General features: G+C 72.8%; 17 protein-coding genes. 5 read left to right on the plus strand and 12 right to left on the minus strand.

Annotated features, from left to right (window positions below; genetic code table 11):
- Window positions 1–82 precede the first annotated feature (82 nt).
- Window positions 83–628, minus strand: a complete 546-nt coding sequence (locus ACLQ27_RS08545; protein WP_234583807.1) for a TIGR00730 family Rossman fold protein — start codon at window positions 626–628, stop codon at window positions 83–85.
- Window positions 628–1491 (minus strand): TIGR00730 family Rossman fold protein, encoded by an 864-nt coding sequence (locus ACLQ27_RS08550; protein WP_357495765.1) that lies wholly within the window; start codon window positions 1489–1491, stop codon window positions 628–630. The genes ACLQ27_RS08545 and ACLQ27_RS08550 overlap by 1 nt, the downstream gene beginning before the upstream one ends.
- A 154-nt stretch (window positions 1492–1645) precedes the next feature.
- Here ACLQ27_RS08550 and ACLQ27_RS08555 point away from each other — a divergent pair, with 154 nt between their 5' ends.
- Window positions 1646–1816: a hypothetical protein gene (locus ACLQ27_RS08555; RefSeq protein ID WP_234583810.1), complete on the plus strand. Its 171-nt coding sequence runs from the start codon at window positions 1646–1648 to the stop codon at window positions 1814–1816.
- 62 nt (window positions 1817–1878) lie between these two features.
- Here ACLQ27_RS08555 and dapE read toward each other — a convergent pair whose 3' ends face one another.
- Window positions 1879–2952, minus strand: coding sequence for a succinyl-diaminopimelate desuccinylase (gene dapE / locus ACLQ27_RS08560; protein WP_234583811.1), 1074 nt, complete (start codon window positions 2950–2952; stop codon window positions 1879–1881).
- 78 nt (window positions 2953–3030) lie between these two features.
- Between dapE and dapD the strand changes: the two genes are divergently transcribed.
- Window positions 3031–3990, plus strand: a complete 960-nt coding sequence (gene dapD, locus ACLQ27_RS08565) for a 2,3,4,5-tetrahydropyridine-2,6-dicarboxylate N-succinyltransferase (RefSeq protein WP_357495761.1) — start codon at window positions 3031–3033, stop codon at window positions 3988–3990.
- Between the two features lie 51 nt (window positions 3991–4041).
- Here the strand turns inward: dapD and ACLQ27_RS08570 are convergent, their stop codons facing one another.
- Window positions 4042–7344: a S8 family serine peptidase gene (locus ACLQ27_RS08570; protein WP_425866230.1), complete on the minus strand. Its 3303-nt coding sequence runs from the start codon at window positions 7342–7344 to the stop codon at window positions 4042–4044.
- Window positions 7345–7502: 158 nt separating this feature from the next.
- Between ACLQ27_RS08570 and ACLQ27_RS08575 the strand changes: the two genes are divergently transcribed.
- Both ACLQ27_RS08575 and ACLQ27_RS08580 read left to right on the plus strand, forming a co-directional pair.
- Window positions 7503–8060 carry a sugar O-acetyltransferase gene (locus tag ACLQ27_RS08575; RefSeq protein ID WP_357495757.1) on the plus strand — a complete coding sequence of 186 codons (558 nt, stop codon included), beginning with the start codon at window positions 7503–7505 and terminating at the stop codon, window positions 8058–8060.
- A 9-nt stretch (window positions 8061–8069) separates the two neighbouring features.
- Entirely contained in the window at window positions 8070–8705 is a 636-nt protein-coding gene (locus tag ACLQ27_RS08580) for a dihydrofolate reductase family protein (RefSeq protein WP_425866232.1), read from the plus strand.
- Window positions 8706–8715: 10 nt separating this feature from the next.
- On the opposite strand, the gene ACLQ27_RS08585 is transcribed toward ACLQ27_RS08580, so the two are convergent.
- From ACLQ27_RS08585 to fdxA, 5 genes are read right to left on the minus strand one after another with little or no spacing between them, the layout of a single operon-like run.
- The gene (locus ACLQ27_RS08585; RefSeq protein WP_425866234.1) at window positions 8716–9363 is read right to left on the minus strand and encodes a nucleoside/nucleotide kinase family protein; all 648 of its coding nucleotides are present in this window, start codon (window positions 9361–9363) and stop codon (window positions 8716–8718) included.
- A complete protein-coding gene (locus tag ACLQ27_RS08590; protein WP_234583818.1) occupies window positions 9363–10010 on the minus strand; it encodes an SIMPL domain-containing protein in 648 nt (215 codons plus the stop codon). Before ACLQ27_RS08590 ends, ACLQ27_RS08585 begins: the two co-directional genes overlap by 1 nt.
- Window positions 10011–10020: 10 nt before the next feature.
- Window positions 10021–11049, minus strand: coding sequence for a prephenate dehydrogenase (locus ACLQ27_RS08595; RefSeq protein WP_425866236.1), 1029 nt, complete (start codon window positions 11047–11049; stop codon window positions 10021–10023).
- 16 nt (window positions 11050–11065) lie between these two features.
- Window positions 11066–12172, minus strand: coding sequence for a succinyldiaminopimelate transaminase (gene dapC / locus ACLQ27_RS08600; protein WP_425866813.1), 1107 nt, complete (start codon window positions 12170–12172; stop codon window positions 11066–11068).
- Complete coding sequence (gene fdxA, locus ACLQ27_RS08605; RefSeq protein ID WP_091422126.1) at window positions 12169–12495, minus strand: ferredoxin; 327 nt, start codon at window positions 12493–12495, stop codon at window positions 12169–12171. Before fdxA ends, dapC begins: the two co-directional genes overlap by 4 nt.
- 79 nt (window positions 12496–12574) lie before the next feature.
- Between fdxA and ACLQ27_RS08610 the strand changes: the two genes are divergently transcribed.
- Complete coding sequence (locus tag ACLQ27_RS08610) at window positions 12575–13636, plus strand: GNAT family N-acetyltransferase (RefSeq protein ID WP_357495747.1); 1062 nt, start codon at window positions 12575–12577, stop codon at window positions 13634–13636.
- Window positions 13637–13740: 104 nt separating this feature from the next.
- Here the strand turns inward: ACLQ27_RS08610 and ACLQ27_RS08615 are convergent, their stop codons facing one another.
- The 3 genes from ACLQ27_RS08615 to mshB all read right to left on the minus strand — a co-directional run bounded on the left by ACLQ27_RS08615 (window position 13741) and on the right by mshB (window position 15666).
- The gene (locus ACLQ27_RS08615) at window positions 13741–14205 is read right to left on the minus strand and encodes a hypothetical protein (RefSeq protein ID WP_425866238.1); all 465 of its coding nucleotides are present in this window, start codon (window positions 14203–14205) and stop codon (window positions 13741–13743) included.
- A 79-nt stretch (window positions 14206–14284) separates the two neighbouring features.
- On the minus strand, window positions 14285–14722 hold the full coding sequence (locus ACLQ27_RS08620) for a hypothetical protein (protein WP_234583822.1): 438 nt from the start codon (window positions 14720–14722) through the stop codon (window positions 14285–14287).
- Between the two features lie 17 nt (window positions 14723–14739).
- A complete protein-coding gene (gene mshB / locus ACLQ27_RS08625) occupies window positions 14740–15666 on the minus strand; it encodes an N-acetyl-1-D-myo-inositol-2-amino-2-deoxy-alpha-D-glucopyranoside deacetylase (protein ID WP_357495743.1) in 927 nt (308 codons plus the stop codon).
- Window positions 15667–15713: the final 47 nt, after the last annotated feature.

Consider the following 15713-nt stretch of genomic DNA (forward strand, 5'->3'; position numbering starts at 1 on the left):
CGCGCTGGTCATGGGAGGTGGCGGCACGACACGCCGACGGCCCTGCCGCCACCTCTCATGACCGACCGGGTGGGACCCGGAGTCAGGGTAGGTGGGACTCCAGAGCTTTGACCGCTTCGGGGACCGTGGCGACCACGGTCAGCAGATTGCGCCCGGCGGGTTTGAGGAAATTCTGGTCGGTGATGGTGGCCAGCCAGTCCAGCAGCGGCCGGTAGAAGCCGTCCGCGTCGATCAGCACCATCGGCTTGGTGTGCAGGGCGAGGGTGGCGGTGGTCCAGACCTCGAACAGCTCGTCCAGCGTGCCCAGCCCGCCCGGCAGGGCGAGGAACGCGTCCGACCTGTCGATCATCAGGGTCTTGCGGCTGGCCATCGAGTCGGTGACCAGCAGCTCGTCCGAGGCCAGGTCGGCGACCTCCAGATCGACGAGCGCCTGCGGGATGACGCCCACGGTGCGCCCGCCGGCGGCCCGCGCGCCGTCGACCACCGCGCCCATCATGCCGACGCAACCGCCGCCGCTGACCAGCGTGTGACCGCGTCGCGCCAGCTCCGCGCCGGTCTCGGTGGCGAGGTCGAGCCAGCGTTGGTCGAGGGTGCGGGACGAGGCGCAGAAGACGCAGACGGCCGCCATCAGCTCTCCCGGGGCCGGTCGGGGGCCTGCTCGGCGGCGGCCTGCTGGTCGGCGCCGGTACGCGCCACTGCCTCGTCGCGGACCGCCTCCTGCTCGACGGAGAGCGCCGCCTCGGCCTCGACGATGTGGCGGACGGCCGCGTTGACGTCGTCGGTGAGGCAGATCAGGTCCAGGTCGACCGGGCCGATCTTGCCGCTGGCGGCCATGGTGTCGCGCAGCCAGTCCAGCAGTCCCTGCCAGTAGGCGACGCCCATCAGCACGACCGGGAACCGGGTGACCTTGCCGGTCTGCACGAGGGTGAGCGCCTCGAACAGCTCGTCCATGGTGCCGAAGCCACCGGGCAGCACCACGAACGCCTGCGCGTACTTGACGAACATGGTCTTGCGGGCGAAGAAGTAGCGGAAGTCGATGGCCAGGTCGACCCAGTCGTTGATGCCCTGCTCGAACGGCAGCTCGATGCCGAGCCCGACGGAGAGCCCGCCGGCCTCGGTGGCGCCCCGGTTGGCGGCCTCCATCACTCCCGGGCCACCCCCGGTGATGACCGCGTAACCGGCCCGCGCGAGCGCGCCACCCATCTCCTCGGCGAGCCGGCACTCGGCCGTGTCCGGGCCGCTGCGGGCCGAGCCGAAGACGCTGACCGCCGGCGGCAGGTCGGCGAGGGTGTCGAAGCCCTCGACGAACTCGGAGAGGATGCGCAGCGCCCGCCAGGCGTCCCTGGTCTTCCAGTCCCCGCGCCCACGCGAGTCGAGCAGCCGCTGGTCGGCGGTGCTGCTCGGGATCGCCCCCCGGCGCAGCGTGACGGCGCCCCGGTGCCGCTCCTGCCCCGGGCCGCGGCCGGCCTCCCGCCCGTTGTTCTGGCTCATGAGGCAACCGTAGTGGAGCCGCACACGCCGGGTGTGCGGGGCGGGGACGCCGAGAAATAGTTCGCGATCATGGGCAACTATTTGGCTTCCCCGTACGTCTTACTATTCACATACCGGGTATGCCCGGGCGCGCGCCTTCGGGGGAGGAGACAGCGTGATCAGCAACAGCGAGATGATCCGGATCCGTCGACAGATGCAGCGACGGATCCACGACGTGGTGGCCGAGCGCCGCCGCGCCCGTGACCTCGACCCCGCCCTGTCGCCCGCCGCCACCGGATCCGGAGCCGATCAAGAGGTTCGCGCCGCCGACAACGGGCCCGGCTGACGCGAACCTCTTGATCGCCGGAAACACTGCCGACCGGCCGGCCCGCAACGGGCCCGACCAGGTCAGGCCGGGGCGAGCCAGCGGTGCAGCGTCGCCGCGCCGTCCCGGATCTTGCTGATCTCGACGTGCTCGTCGGGGTGGTGGGCGAGGTTCGGGTCGCCCGGGCCGAAGTTCAGCGCGGGGATCCCCATCGCCGCGAACCGGGCCACATCCGTCCAGCCCAGCTTGCCGATCGGCGCGGCGCCGACCGCCGCCAGGAACTCCTTCGCCGGGGCCGCCTCCAGCCCCGGGGCGGCACCCGCCGCGGTGTCGGTCACCCGCACCTCGAAGCCGTCGAACACCTCACGCAGGTGCGCCTCCGCCTCAGCGGGGGTGCGGTCCGGGGCGAACCGGTAGTTGACCTCGATCTCGCAGTGGTCCGGGACCACGTTGCCGGCCACACCACCGTTGATCCGTACCGCGTTCATGCCCTCGCGGTAGTCGCAGCCGTCGATGGTGACCCGGCGTGCCTCGTACGTCTGGAGACGACGCAGCACCTCCCCGGCCGCGTGGATCGCGTTCACGCCGTGCCAGGAGCGCGCCGAGTGGGCGCGTACGCCGGTCGTGGTGACCACCGACCGCATGGTGCCCTGGCAGCCCGCCTCGACGATGCCGTACGTCGGCTCCAGCAGCACCGCGAAGTCCGCTTCCAGCCACTCCGGGAACGCCTGCGCGACGAGGTTGAGCCCGTTGTAGCGCGACTCGATCTCCTCGGCCTCGTAGAAGAAGTACGTCACGTCGTAGCGCGGGTTGGGCAGCGTCACGGCCAGGTGCAGGGCGTACGCGACGCCGGACTTCATGTCGGAGGTTCCGCAGCCGTACATCAGGTCGCCGCGCATTGTCGACGGGAAGTTGTTGTTCAACGGCACCGTGTCCAGGTGACCGGCGAGCACGACGCGCTGCGACCGGCCGAGGTCGGTGCGCGCCATCACGGTGTTGCCGTGCCGGTGCGTGGACAGGTGCGGTACGCCCCGCAGCACCTCCTCGACGAAGTCGGCGATGGCCTTCTCGTTGAGGGACACGGACTCTATGTCGACCAGTACGCGGGTCAGCTGCACCGGATCGGCGAGGACCTCGGGGGTCAGCGGGTTCTCCATGGTTCGCACGGTACCTTCAGGTCTGTCAGCGCGAGGAGCGAGCCGAGGCCGGCCTGGCCGCGACCGAGAGGTGTAACAGTGACGTCCGCAGATTCCGCCTGGGGCATCGGCCTGGCCACCGTCACCGCCGACGGGCAGGTGCTCGACACCTGGTATCCGACCGGGAAGCTGGGCCTGGGTGAGCTGCCGCTGGTCGCCGGCGAGGGCGAGTCGGACGTGCTGGACCTGCCGCCGGGCGCGCTGGGCGACCGGGCGCTGCCCGGTCTGCGTACCGAGCAGGTGGTCACCGTGATCGGCTCGCTGGACGACCCGATCAAGGACGCGTCCGACGCGTACCTCCGGTTGCACCTGCTGTCGCACCGCCTGGTGCGGCCCAACCAGCTCAACCTCGACGGCATCTTCGGCAAGCTGGCCAACGTGGCCTGGACGTCCGCCGGGCCGTGCCCGCCGGAGCGGGTGGACGAGCTGCGGGTGATCGAGCGGGCCGCCGGCCGGCACCTGGCGGTGTACGGGGTGGACAAGTTCCCCCGGATGACCGACTACGTGGTGCCCTCCGGCGTGCGGATCGCCGACGCCGACCGGGTCCGCCTGGGCGCGCACCTGGCCGCCGGCACCACAGTGATGCACGAGGGCTTCGTCAACTACAACGCCGGCACCGTCGGCACCTCGATGGTCGAGGGGCGGATCGTGCAGGGCGTGCTGGTCGGCGACGGCTCCGACATCGGCGGCGGCGCCTCGATCATGGGCACGCTCTCCGGTGGCGGCACCGAGAAGGTGAGCATCGGCGAGCGGAGCCTGATCGGCGCGAACGCCGGTGTCGGCATCTCGCTCGGCGACGACTGCGTGGTCGAGGCCGGCTGCTACATCACCGCCGCGTCGAAGATCACCCTCCCGGACGGTCGCGTGGTCAAGGCCCGCGACCTGTCCGGCGTCGACGGCCTGCTGTTCTGGCGCAACTCGGTGACCGGCGCGCTGGAGGCCCGCCCGCGCACCGGCCGGGGCATCGAACTGAACGCCGCCCTGCACGCCAACGACTGACGACCCCGCCGGGTCCGCGGCACTCGGCCGCGGACCCGGCGGGGGTACGCCTCAGCGCAACCGGTACGCCTGGATGATCCGTTCGGTCACCGTGTTGCCGGCGGCGTCCCGGGCGGTGGCCCGCAGGGACACGTGGCCGGGTGCCGCCCGATGCCGGACGGTGGCCGTCCAACCGTGGCCGCCGTGCCGGACCCGGGCGGGTTGCCAGGTACGCCCGCCGTCGTAGGAGACGTCCACCCGCAGCCCGGTCACGCGCGATCCGGGGACACCGGGCTGCGGCTGCACCTGCACCGGGATGACCAGACTCCGACCGGCCGCTGCGGCGTTGTTCCCGTCCAGCGGAGGCGCGAACCGGATCGCCGACACCTGCAGTGGCCGGTAGTCGTCGCCGGGCACGTGCCCGGACCGGAACGTCCACGTCGCCCCGACCTCGGTGCTCAGGTCGGTGAAGCTGCGCTTCGCCGACACCTCCAGCCGATAGTTCGCTACGCCGGGCGGCACCGTGAACTGGCCGTAACCCGGCTCGGTCAGCTCGTCGACCAGGACGCCGTCGCGGTAGAGGGCGGTCCGGCCGGCGTCCGTGATCGACCCGCCGGCGTGGCCGTCGGCGTCGCTGTGCAGCGGAAGGCTCACCAGGATCTCGTCACCGAGGCGGGTGACGCCCTGGCCCGGCCAGCGCGGCGCGGGGAAGGACGGCCCGTACGGCGCGCTGTTCCAGGTCTCCCGGACGTGCCGGCCGGCCCGGTACGCCTTCGGTTCGGCCTCCAGCACCGCCTTGGTGTCGAGCCACCCCTCGTCGGTGGGTACGCCGAACGTCAGCTCGGAGGACCAGCGCAGACCGTTGGTGTTGTAGTGCTCGACGCGTTGCCCGGGCACGGCGGTGGGCAGGACCGTAGCCCAGCCACCCAGGTCCGGTTCGAGGTGCGGGAAGACCACCCGCTCGGAGAGCAGGCCGGGGTAGCCACCCCGGAACTCGTGGGTGACCGTGGCCAGGTCCCGAGCGCGGTAGGTCTTGTCGAAACCAGTCGGCATCCTCCCGGGGATCTTCTCGCTGAGCGCGTACAGGTAGGGGCTGCTGGCCACCTCCGGCTTGCGCCACTGGCTGCTCACCGTGCCGAAGAACCGTGCGCCGGAGACCACCCGGCCGAGGTGCCCGGTGGCCAGCCCGGTGAAGTCCAACCCGAGCAGACCGAAGCCGTAGGAGCTGTCGTCCGCGCCGATGAAGTTCGCGCCGATGTCCACCAGATCCGGGACTGCCGTCCGCTCCGGGATGGTCGTCCGCACCGGCCGTGCCGTGCGGGCGTCGACGGTGACTGTGGTGTCCCCGTCGAGCACCAGCTCCGGCTGGACCAGTTGGGCAGCGACGTCGTCTCCGAAGACGATGCTGGCCAGCGCGTAGCGACCCTTCGGCACGCGGACCTCGACGGTGCCGTCCGGGTCGTACAGGTTGCGACTGCCGAGGGTGTCCAGGTCGATCAGCGTGGTGACGTGGTCGCTGGCTGCCGCACCGCTGGCATCGAGGTGCCGGACGGTGAGCTGGTAGCTCTCCACCTCCCGGTTCACCGCTATCGGGGTGACCGCCACGGCGGTGCCGGATCGGGCCACGATGCGGCCGGTCCAGTAGCCGTCCGTCCCGATGCGGGTGTCCACTGTGACAGTGGTGCCCGCCGTGCCGCCGGCGGGCACGGTGACCTGGCCCGCCCCGAGGGAGAACATGCCGGCCGGAGCCGGTTGGCCGTCCGGGCCGATCACCTCCAGGGTCAGGTCGAGGGTGAGGGGGGCCGGACCGTCGTTGTGCCAGTCGACCTGCCGGGCGACCGGGGTGTCGTCGTCGTGCGGCCAGGCCGGCTGACCGAACGAGACGCTGACCGGGGTGCTGGTCACCCGCTCGGTGATCGCATGGGCCACGTCGACCCGGCCGGCGCCCTGCTGGAAGGCGGTCTGCTCCGGGTGCGGCTTGGCCGAGGCCATCAGGGTCGCCTTGAGCTGGGCCGCCGCCCAACCCGTGTGCTGCTGGGCGAGCAGCGCCACCGCGCCGGTGACGTGCGGCGCGGCCATCGAGGTGCCGGAGAGCGCGAGGTATCCCTCCCCCACCGGCTCGCCGATCTGCGCGCCCTTGGCACGGGCGGCGACGATGTCGACCCCGGGGGCGGTCAGGTCCGGCTTCAGCCCGCCGTCGCCCACCCTTGGGCCACGGCTGGAGAAGTCCGCGAGGGCGTCGTCGCGGTCCACCGCGCCGACGGTGAGCGCCGCGTCGGCGCTGCCCGGCGAGCCGATCGAGCCGTCCGTGCCGTCGTTGCCGGCGGAGAGGACGAAGAGCGTGCCGGTCTGCGCGGTCAGCGACTCGACGGCCGCCTCCAACGGGTCGACGTCCGGTGTGTCGGTGCCGCCCAGGCTCATGTTGATCACATCGGCGTGCTGGTCGGCGGCCGCCCACTGCATGCCGGCCAGGATCGCCGACTCCATGCAGCCGCCCTCCTCGCAGACCTTGCCGTTGAGCAGCGTGGCGTCCGGAGCGACACCGTGGTACTTGCCACCGGAGGCGGCGCCACTACCCGCGATGATCGAGGCGACGTGCGTGCCGTGGCCGACGGTGTCGTCGGTGTCGGTGGCCTCGGTGAAGTTCCGCGCCTCGGCGATCCGACCGCTCAGGTCGGGGTGGCTGGCGTCGATCCCGGTGTCCAGCACCGCCACGCGGACGCCCCGACCGGTGAAGCCGGCCTCGTACGCGGCCGGGGCGCCGATCTGCGGCACGCTGTGGTCGAGGGTGACCTGACGACGGCCGTCGAGCCAGATCCGGTCGGCGCCCCCCGCCGTGCCGACCCGGGCACCGGCGCCGGTCAGCGCCGCCCAGACCGTGGTGGCCTGCTGCTTGTCGGCGGTCGCGGCGAACCCGCCGATGGCCGGCAACTCCGCCGTGACGGTCAGCCCGGCCGGTGCCGCGGAGCGTTTCCGGGCACCCGCGTTGCCGGTCACCAGCACCGGCAGACCGGTGCGGCGGGCGTCGTCGTAGCCGGCGTCGATCAGCCCGGTCACGTCGAACAACCGCCTGTCGACCCGGCCGGCGCGAACCAGGGGCAGGGCGTCCTGCGGCAGCACCGTGAGGTGGCCACGGTCACGGGTGGTGAGGAACCGCTGGTGCGTACGCCCCGGACCGGGGCGTACGGAGGCGGACCCGGAGTCGGTGACGGTGACCCGGTCTCCGGTGAGCAGGGTGACTGTGGTCGTGGACGCGGCGCGCGGCGCGGCGCCCGTGGCGGCGTTGGTGGGCTTGGTGGCGCTGGCGGGTGGTTGAGCCGCGGCGATCACCGGAGTGCCCAGCACGAGGGCTGCGGCGGCGATGGCTGCGGTCATTCTGCTGCGTCGATGCAACGGATCCTCCTTGGTGGAGCGTTGTAACCAGAAGAGACGCATTGACCACCGACAGTATTACATACCGAGTATGCATAAAAGAGGGCCAGAATATGACGGACCTGCCAACGGATGGCAGGTCAGCGGGCATCATCGACCGGGTGACCTCCATGAAGGACAAGATGCTCGCGGGTGAGCCCTACCTCGCCGACGATCCCGAGCTCATCGCCGACCTGGACCGGGCCGCCCGGTTGATGGAACGCTTCAACACCAGCCCCGCGGCGGATCCGGCGCAGCGGCTCGCGGCCCTGCGCGACCTGCTCGGCGAGCTCGGTGAGGGCACCTGGGTCCGTCCACCGTTCTACTGCGACTACGGCCGGCAGATCCGGATCGGCCCCCGCAGCTTCGTCAACTACAACGCGGTCTTCCTCGACGTCGCGGCGATCACCCTCGGCGCGGACGTCCAGGTCGGACCGAACGTGCAGCTCCTCACCCCGACCCACCCGGTGGAACCCGACCCGCGCCGCGACAAGTGGGAGGCCGCCAAACCGATCACCATCGGCGACAATGTGTGGCTCGGCGGCGGCGCGATAGTGCTCGCGGGAGTGACGATCGGCGCGAACACCGTCGTCGGCGCCGGAGCGGTGGTGACCCGCGACCTGCCCGCCAACGTGGTCGCGGTCGGCAACCCGGCCCGACCGGTCCGCGACCTCGACTAGGAGACCAGCATGGGAACGATCCACATCGACCTGTTCGCGACACTCGACCTGGTCGGTCAGGCGCCGGGTGGTCCCGACGAGGACCCGGAGGGCTTCCCGTACGGAGGCTGGCAGGCGCCGCTGTTCGACGAGACGGGCGGCCAGCAGGTCATGGAGGGCATGCAGGGCATGGACGCGCTGCTGCTGGGCCGCCGGACGTACGACATCTTCGCCGGCTACTGGCCGAAGCAGGGCGACGGGGTCGACGGCGACATCGCCACCCTGTTCAACCGCATCCCGAAGTACGTCGCCTCGCGGGGCAACCCGGATCTGGGCTGGGCCGGCTCGACCCAGCTGGGCCCCGACCTGGGCAGCGCCGTACGCGAGCTGCGGGACAGGCACGAGAAGATCCACGTGATCGGGAGCCTGAACCTGGTCCAGACGCTCCTGCGCGAACGCCTCTTCGACCGGCTCAACCTGTGGATCTTCCCGATCGTGCTGGGCGTCGGCAAGAAGGTGTTCGACGGCGGGGCCGTACCGGCCAACCTGACCCTCGTCGAGCCGCCCGCCACCTCCGCCAAGGGCGCGGTGCTCCTGCGGTACCGGCTCGATGAGGGAACGCCCACCACCGGGGACATGACCCGCGACGACCGCGGCGAGCAGTGACGACTGCCGTTCAGGTCACCGGCGGGTCGGGCAGGCGGACCACCAGGTCGGCCCGGTCGGCAGTGGGGATGACGTGGGTCGCGTTGGCCTCGTCGCTGCCCAACGCCCAGGCCCGCGCCTGCTCCGGTGACCGCCCGTACGCCTCGTGCCGAGCGGTCAACCGGCGCTGGCGCAGCTCGACGTCCAGGTCGAGGAACCACGCCTCGTGCAGCAGCGTCCGGACCTCCTGCCACGGAAAGTCCGGCACCAGCAGGTAGTTGCCCTCGGTCACCACCAGGCGCACCGACGGCGGCACCTCGATCGCCCCGGCCACCGGCTCCTCGATCTCGCGGCGGAACTCCGGCGCGTACACCGAGGTCGGCTCCAGCCGGCGCAACCGGCGCAGCAGTGACACGTACCCGTTGGCGTCGAAGGTGTCGACCGCGCCCTTGCGGTCGGCGCGGCCCAACCGGACCAGCTCCGACTGGGCCAGGTGGAAGCCGTCCATCGGCACCAGCCGGGCGCTCGGCCCGACCTCGGCGACGATCCGCTCGGCCAGGGTGGACTTGCCGGCCCCGGGCGCCCCGGTGATGCCGAGCAGCTGCCGCGGGCCGGCGTCGGCAAGTGACCGCGCCCGCGCCACCAGCTCCTCGACGGCCAGCACCCGGGCCGGCGGCATCAGCCCAGCACCGGATCGCTGATCGTGAACCGGGCCTGCACCGCCGCCTGCACGGTCTGCGGCCGCGGATCCAGCTCCAGCTCGGGTGCCCCGCCGCCGGCGCCCCCGACGTCGAAGGCCGCGCGGGCGAACATCGGCCGGTCCCCCGGACCGGAGTCGGCCAGCTCGATCAACGCGGTGACGCGGGCGCCGAGCGCCTCGGCGTACTCCCGGGCGCGCAGCAGCGCATCGTTGATCGCGGCGTGCCGCGCCTCGCGGTACGCCGGGCTGTCCGGACGCAGCTCCCACCAGGGGCCGGCCACCTCGACCTGGTCCTGGTCGGCCAGCCGGAGCATCAGCTCGCCCAGAGCGGTGAAGTCGGTGACGGTGACCGTCGTGGTGACGCTGCCGAGCCAGCCCACGACACGCTCACCCGAGCGCTTGGTCTGCGGCCGGACCCACAGGTCGCCGGCCTCCCGCCGGGCCACCGCCGGCTCCGAGGCGTCCAGCAGCACCCGGACGGCGGCCGCCCGCTCGGCGAGCTGCGTCAGCGTCGCCTCCCGATCCCGGGCGCGGGCCGTCACGGTGACCGCGAACCGCGCCAACTCGGGCGGCACCTCCCGGGTCGCCTCGCCACGCACCTGCACAACCGGGCCGTCCGTCGCCATGCCTGCCAGCCTAGTCAGGCACCGGCAGCCACGCCGGGTAGGAGACGACGTCCGAGCCGATCCGGCAGCCCGTCAGGTGGCCGCCGGCGTCGCCCAACCCGCGCAGCCAGGCCACCTCGACGGCATGGTCGCCGCCGGCCGGGAACTCGCGGTCCGCCGGGGCGAACCGGCGGCCCCGCAACGCCGACCGCGCCGCGCCGGCCTGCGCGTACCCGGCGGTGAGCGCGGGCGCGTCGCCGGCACTCAGCGCGCCGGCCAACTCGTCCAGCAGCACCCGGACCTCGGCCAGCTCGCGCAGGACCCGTTCGCGGTTGCCGAGCAGCATGTTCGCCGTCCGCTCGGCAGGTGTGCCGGCGACCCGGGTGCCGTCGGAGAAGCTGCCCGCGGCCAGCGCCAGCACGGCGTCGCGCAGCGGCGACCGCTGCACCGCCCCGGCCAGCGCGCCGGCCAACAGGTGCGGCACGTGCGACGCGAGCGCGGCCACCGAGTCGTGCGCCGGCGCGGACATCGGCACCACCCGGGCCTCGAACAGCTCGACCAGCAGGCCAGTCAGCCAGCGGAAGGCGAGCGTCGCGGCACCCGTCGCCGGGCAGAGCACCCAGGCCGCACCGGTGAGCAGCGCCGGGGAGGCCGCCGTCAGGCCTGCGGACTCCGCGCCCGCCATCGGGTGCCCGGGTACGAAACGGTCGGTGAGCCCCAGCCGGTAGGCGGCCGCGGCCACCTCGCCCTTGGTGCTGCCGACGTCGGTGAGCACACATCCCGGCGCGGTCAGGTCGGCCACTTGGGCCAGCGTCCGGGGCAGGGTGGGCAGCGGACCGCAGAGGAAGACCACGTCCCGGCCGGCGACGGCCTGCTCGATGGTGGCCGGAGCCGTCACACCGCGCTCCCGGGCCCGTTCCCGCGTCACCGGGTCCGGATCCCACCCGGCGACGTCCAGGCCGGCGTCGGCGAGACGCAGCAGCAGCGAGCCACCGATCAGGCCGGTGCCGAGCACCGCCGCCCGCACGTTGGCGTACCCTCCGGTGCCGCCGTCGGTCATGGCCGGCCGCCCGGGGTCAGGCCCGCAGCCGGCCGGCGACCGCCGCGACGTGCTCGTCGGACTCGGTCAGCGCCACCCGGACGTACCGCTGCGCGGAGGGGCCGTAGAAGACACCGGCAGCGACCAGGATGCCGCGCCGAGCCAGCCAGTCGACAGTCTCCCAGCAGTCCTCGTCGCGGGTGAGCCAGAGGTAGAGGCCCGCCTCCGAGTGCTCGATCGTGAAGCCGGCGCCGGTGAAGGCGGCGGACAGCACCTCGCGCCGGGCGCGGTAGCGCTCCCGCTGCTCGACGGCGTGCTCCTCGTCCTGGAGGGCGGCCACCATCGCGGCCTGCACCGGCGCGGGCACGATCATGCCGGCGTGCTTGCGCACCTTCAACAGCTCGGCGACGAGCGCCGGGTCACCTGCCACGAACCCGGCCCGGTAGCCGGCGAGGTTGGACCGCTTGGACAGCGAGTGCACGGCGAGCACTCCGGTGTGGTCGCCGCCGCAGACCTGCGGCGACAGCACCGACACCGGCTCGGCCGACCAGCCCAGCGGCAGGTAGCACTCGTCGCTGGCGACCACCGCGCCGCGCTCCCGGGCCCAGTCGACGACCTTGCGCAGATGCGCCGCGGGCAGCACCCGCCCGGTCGGGTTACCTGGCGAGTTGACCCAGACCAGCCGGACGCGCGAGGTCGGCCCGACAGCGGTGAGCGAGTCGGCGCGGACCACTGTCGCGCCGGCCAGCCGGGCCCCGTCCTCGTACGTCGGGTAGGCGATCGACGGCACGACCACCACGTCGCCGGGACCGATGCCGAGCAGGGTCGGCAGCCAGGCGACCAGCTCCTTGGAGCCGATGGTCGGCAGGACGCCGAGACCGTCGACGCCAGCACCACAGGCCCGGGCGACCCACGCCGCTATCGCGTCGCGCAGCGCCGGGGTGCCGGCGGTCAGCGGGTAACCCGGGGCGTTGGACGCGTCCGCCAACGCCTGCCGGATCACCGCCGGAACCGGGTCGACAGGCGTGCCCATGGAGAGGTTGATCAGGCCCTCCGGATGCGCCGCGGCCAGCGTGGCCGCGGCGTCCAGGGTGTCCCAGGTGAACTCGGGCAGCCGTGCCGAAACCGGCGCGGGCCGGTTCAGTGGCCCTCGCCGCGCGGCGGCTGCGCGGCGACGAAGGTGGCGTCCTTCTCCACCTTGCCGATCTTCGAGGCGCCGCCGGGCGAGCCGAGCTCCTCGAAGAACTCGTAGTTCGCGCCGGTGTAGTCCTTCCACTGCTCGGGGACGTCGTCCTCGTAGAAGATCGCCTCCACCGGGCAGACCGGCTCACAGGCACCACAGTCGACGCACTCGTCGGGGTGGATGTAGAGCATCCGATTGCCCTCGTAAATGCAGTCGACCGGGCACTCCTCGATGCATGCCTTGTCGAGCACATCCACGCACGGCTCGGCGATGATGTAGGTCACCGGTCTTCTCCTCCGCAAGACGCGCCGCGATCTCCCGCGACGGTAAGAGCCTAGTATCTCGCCGGGGAGGGGGTCGATCGTGCTCCGACAGCAGGATGTGGGACACCGGATCGTGGTCCGCCGGATTGTGGGGATTCGCGAAGGCCGCCCGCTGTTTTCTGACGCCCTCGGCGAGCTGGTGGAGTTGAGCGAGACTCATCTCACCCTCGCCACGGCGCAGGGCCCGCTGCGGGTTCCGGTGGCGCAGGTGCACCGGGCCAAGCGGGTGCCGCCGACCCGCCGGCCGACCGCCGCCGCGGTGGTGGCGCTCGAACGGGCCGCCGACGAGGCTTGGCCGGCGCCGACGCGCGGCCGGCTCGGCGACTGGCTGCTGCGCTCGGCCGAGGGCTGGACCGGCCGGGCCAACTCGGCACTGCCGATCGGCGATCCGGACCGACCGCTGCCGGCGGCGGTGGACGCGGTCGAGCGCTGGTACGCCGACCGGGGCCGGCCGGCGATGATCAACACGCCGTTGCCGCTCGCCGCGCCGGTCGGCGCCGAGCTGGACGAACGCGGCTGGGACAGCCGCCCACCGACACTCGTGCAGACCGCGCCGCTCCCCCTGGCGACGCCCGCCGCCCGTACCCCGGGCGTGTCGACGGCCGAGCCGGGCGGGACCGTCGGCGGGCCGCGCGTTGGCGTCGGTGCGCAGCGTTCCGAGCTCGGCCGGCCGGGCATCGCGGTCGGCGAGCCGGGCGGTGCGGTGGTCGAGGTGGTGACCGCGCCGAGCGCGGACTGGCTCGCGGTCGCCGCCGGCCGCAAGGGTGGTCTGCCGGACGCCGCCCGGCACGTGCTCACCGCGGTGGACCAGGTCCGGTTCGCCCACGGGTACGTCGACGGCACGCTGGTGGCGATCGGCCGGGGCACGGTGACCGGCGAGGGCCGCTGGTTGGGCCTCAGCCTGATCGAGGTGCTGCCGGCGCTACGTCGGCAGGGGCTGGCCCGCCGCGTGATCGGCGAGCTGGCCGCCTGGGGCGCCGCTGCCGGCGCGACACACGCGTTTCTCCAGGTGGAGCAGCACAACGCCGCTGCGGTGGCGCTCTACCGGACGCTCGGCTTCACCACCCACCACACCTACCTGACCCGGGTAGCCCCAGCCTGACCGACCCGCACCCTCCCCGTTCGCCGATCTTGCACTTTCTGCCGCGGCGCACTGGGGCATTCCGCCCGTATCGACGACCGAAAGTGCAAGATCGGCGGGGGGCGTCAGCGGCGGACCACGCGGCGGGGCTTGGCCGCCTTGACCTCGGCGTACCGCTTGAGCTGCTGAGAGCGGTGGTCGAGACCGAGGGTGGTCGCGACCAGGTATCCGATCATGGTCCCGAGGCCGGTGGCGAGCAGGTAGAGCCAGATCTGGGCGAAGAACGTGCCCGCGCCGTCGGCGAACGGGTTGTGACCGACAACCAGCGGGCCGACCAGCACGGTCAGGGCCATGGCCACCAGCACCACGACCGCCACGTCGCCCGCCCACACGGCCAGCGGCCGCGCGCGTCCCCAGCGGAAGGCGATCGCGGCCATGGTCAATCCGATCACCACGAACATCGCCAGCGACACCCGGTCGGCCGCGGCGTCGTCACCGTCGAAAGCGAACCGGGTGACCAGCCGGGCGACCAGGTTGACCGCGAACAGCCCTCCCGCGAGCACCCCGATGGTCCGCCACCGTCTGTCCATCGCACGACCTCCTGCCGTACGCCCCGTCTGCGGGGCCACATCCCTGGCAGGAATATCTACCACCCGTAGCTGTGTGGCGTCACCAACGACCGAGCGTGGGCGGCGGGGCGAGGATCTGCCGGAAACCCATCACGGCGAACGTCATCGCGCCGGCCACGATCATCGCCAGGCCGACCCAGTTGTCACCGGCCAGCAGCAGATCGCCCTCGGTGGTGCGGATGGCGGCCACCGCCATCAGGGCGAACCACGGCACCGCCGGCAGCGCCACCGCCCAGCGACGGCCGACCGCCTCGTGCGCGAACCAGCTCAGCACGATGTTGGCGCCGACGGCGAGCAGTGCCGAGACCCCGATGAGCTGCCCACCGACCCGGAGGGTGGCGAGCAGCAGCTCCAGCACACCGGTCACGACCCCCGCCACCATCACGACGACCGCGCCGGCCAGCCGCAGACCCAGGTCCAGCAGTCGCGGCGGTGGCCCCGCCTCGGGCGGGGTGTCCTGGTCGTTCACTACCGACATCGGCGCGGCGGGGAGCGTCACCGGAGACCGGCCGCCGCGACCGGGGACCGGTCCACGGGAACCTCCGAGGGCAGCCCGGCGAAGAGGTCGTCCTCCCAGCCGTACGGGCCGACGCCCGGGCCCTTCGCGCCGACCGCGAGGGTGAAGAACTCCACGCCCATGAACTCGCCCCCGAAGTTGCCGGCGATCGAGTAGAGCCAGGAGGTGGCCGGGATCTGGGTGGCGTGCGCCCGCATCGCCGCCTCCTTGGCCGCGTGCTGGTCGGTGCCGTCGATCCGGGCGGCGATCTGGTCGTCCGGGGTGCCGAAGGGCAGCTCGGCCAGGTCTCGGATGCCGGCGAACGGGTTGTCCGAGGATTCGGCGAAGTGCGCCATGCCGGCCTCCAGCACGCTGAGCGGCATCGCCGTCCAGTAGACCTTCGCCGGGGCGCAGCCCTCGACGGCGGCCAGCTCGACGGCGCGCATCGCCACCCGGTGCGCCTGGATGTGGTCGGGGTGGCCGTAGAAGCCGTTCGGGTCGTACGTGATGAGCACCTGGGGGCGTACCTCCCGCATGACCTCCACCAGGTGCCCGGCGGCCTCGTCGAGGTCGGCCTGCCAGAAGGCGCGGGGGTGGTCGTTCGTCGCGAGGCCCATCATCCCCGAGTCGCGGTAACGGCCGGCGCCACCGAGGAAACGGTGGTCGCTGACGCCGAGCGCGGCGCAGGCGGCGGCCAGCTCGGCGATCCGGTACCCGCCGAGCTGGTCGGCCTCCGCGGCGGCGAGCTGCGCGAGGGCCGGTACGTGGATCTCGCCCTCCTCGCCGAGGGTGCAGGTCACCAGCGTGACGTGTGCGCCGGCGGCGGCGTAGTGGGCCATGGTCGAGCCGGTGCCGATCGACTCGTCGTCGGGGTGCGCGTGGACCAGCAGCAGGCGGCGGTCGGGCAACGTCGTCACGACGGTCACTCTAACTGGCGGTTCTCTCCCCGGGTCGTCGACGCGTCCGCCCAGGT

This window comes from Micromonospora sp. DT63, from assembly GCF_049841615.1.
In the GTDB taxonomy this organism is placed as follows: Bacteria; Actinomycetota; Actinomycetes; order Mycobacteriales; family Micromonosporaceae; genus Micromonospora.

Bases quoted from the DNA above. Each gene is read 5' to 3' on its own strand.
- ACLQ27_RS08545 (WP_234583807.1), bottom strand. From the start codon at position 628: ATGGCGGCCGTCTGCGTCTTCTGCGCCTCGTCCCGCACCCTCGACCAA.
- ACLQ27_RS08550 (WP_357495765.1), bottom strand. From the start codon at position 1,491: ATGAGCCAGAACAACGGGCGGGAGGCCGGCCGCGGCCCGGGGCAGGAG.
- dapE (WP_234583811.1), bottom strand. From the start codon at position 2,952: ATGGAGAACCCGCTGACCCCCGAGGTCCTCGCCGATCCGGTGCAGCTG.
- ACLQ27_RS08570 (WP_425866230.1), bottom strand. From the start codon at position 7,344: ATGACCGCAGCCATCGCCGCCGCAGCCCTCGTGCTGGGCACTCCGGTG.
- ACLQ27_RS08580 (WP_425866232.1), top strand. From the start codon at position 8,070: ATGGGAACGATCCACATCGACCTGTTCGCGACACTCGACCTGGTCGGT.
- ACLQ27_RS08585 (WP_425866234.1), bottom strand. From the start codon at position 9,363: ATGCCGCCGGCCCGGGTGCTGGCCGTCGAGGAGCTGGTGGCGCGGGCG.
- ACLQ27_RS08590 (WP_234583818.1), bottom strand. From the start codon at position 10,010: ATGGCGACGGACGGCCCGGTTGTGCAGGTGCGTGGCGAGGCGACCCGG.
- ACLQ27_RS08595 (WP_425866236.1), bottom strand. From the start codon at position 11,049: ATGACCGACGGCGGCACCGGAGGGTACGCCAACGTGCGGGCGGCGGTG.
- ACLQ27_RS08615 (WP_425866238.1), bottom strand. From the start codon at position 14,205: ATGGACAGACGGTGGCGGACCATCGGGGTGCTCGCGGGAGGGCTGTTC.
- ACLQ27_RS08620 (WP_234583822.1), bottom strand. From the start codon at position 14,722: ATGTCGGTAGTGAACGACCAGGACACCCCGCCCGAGGCGGGGCCACCG.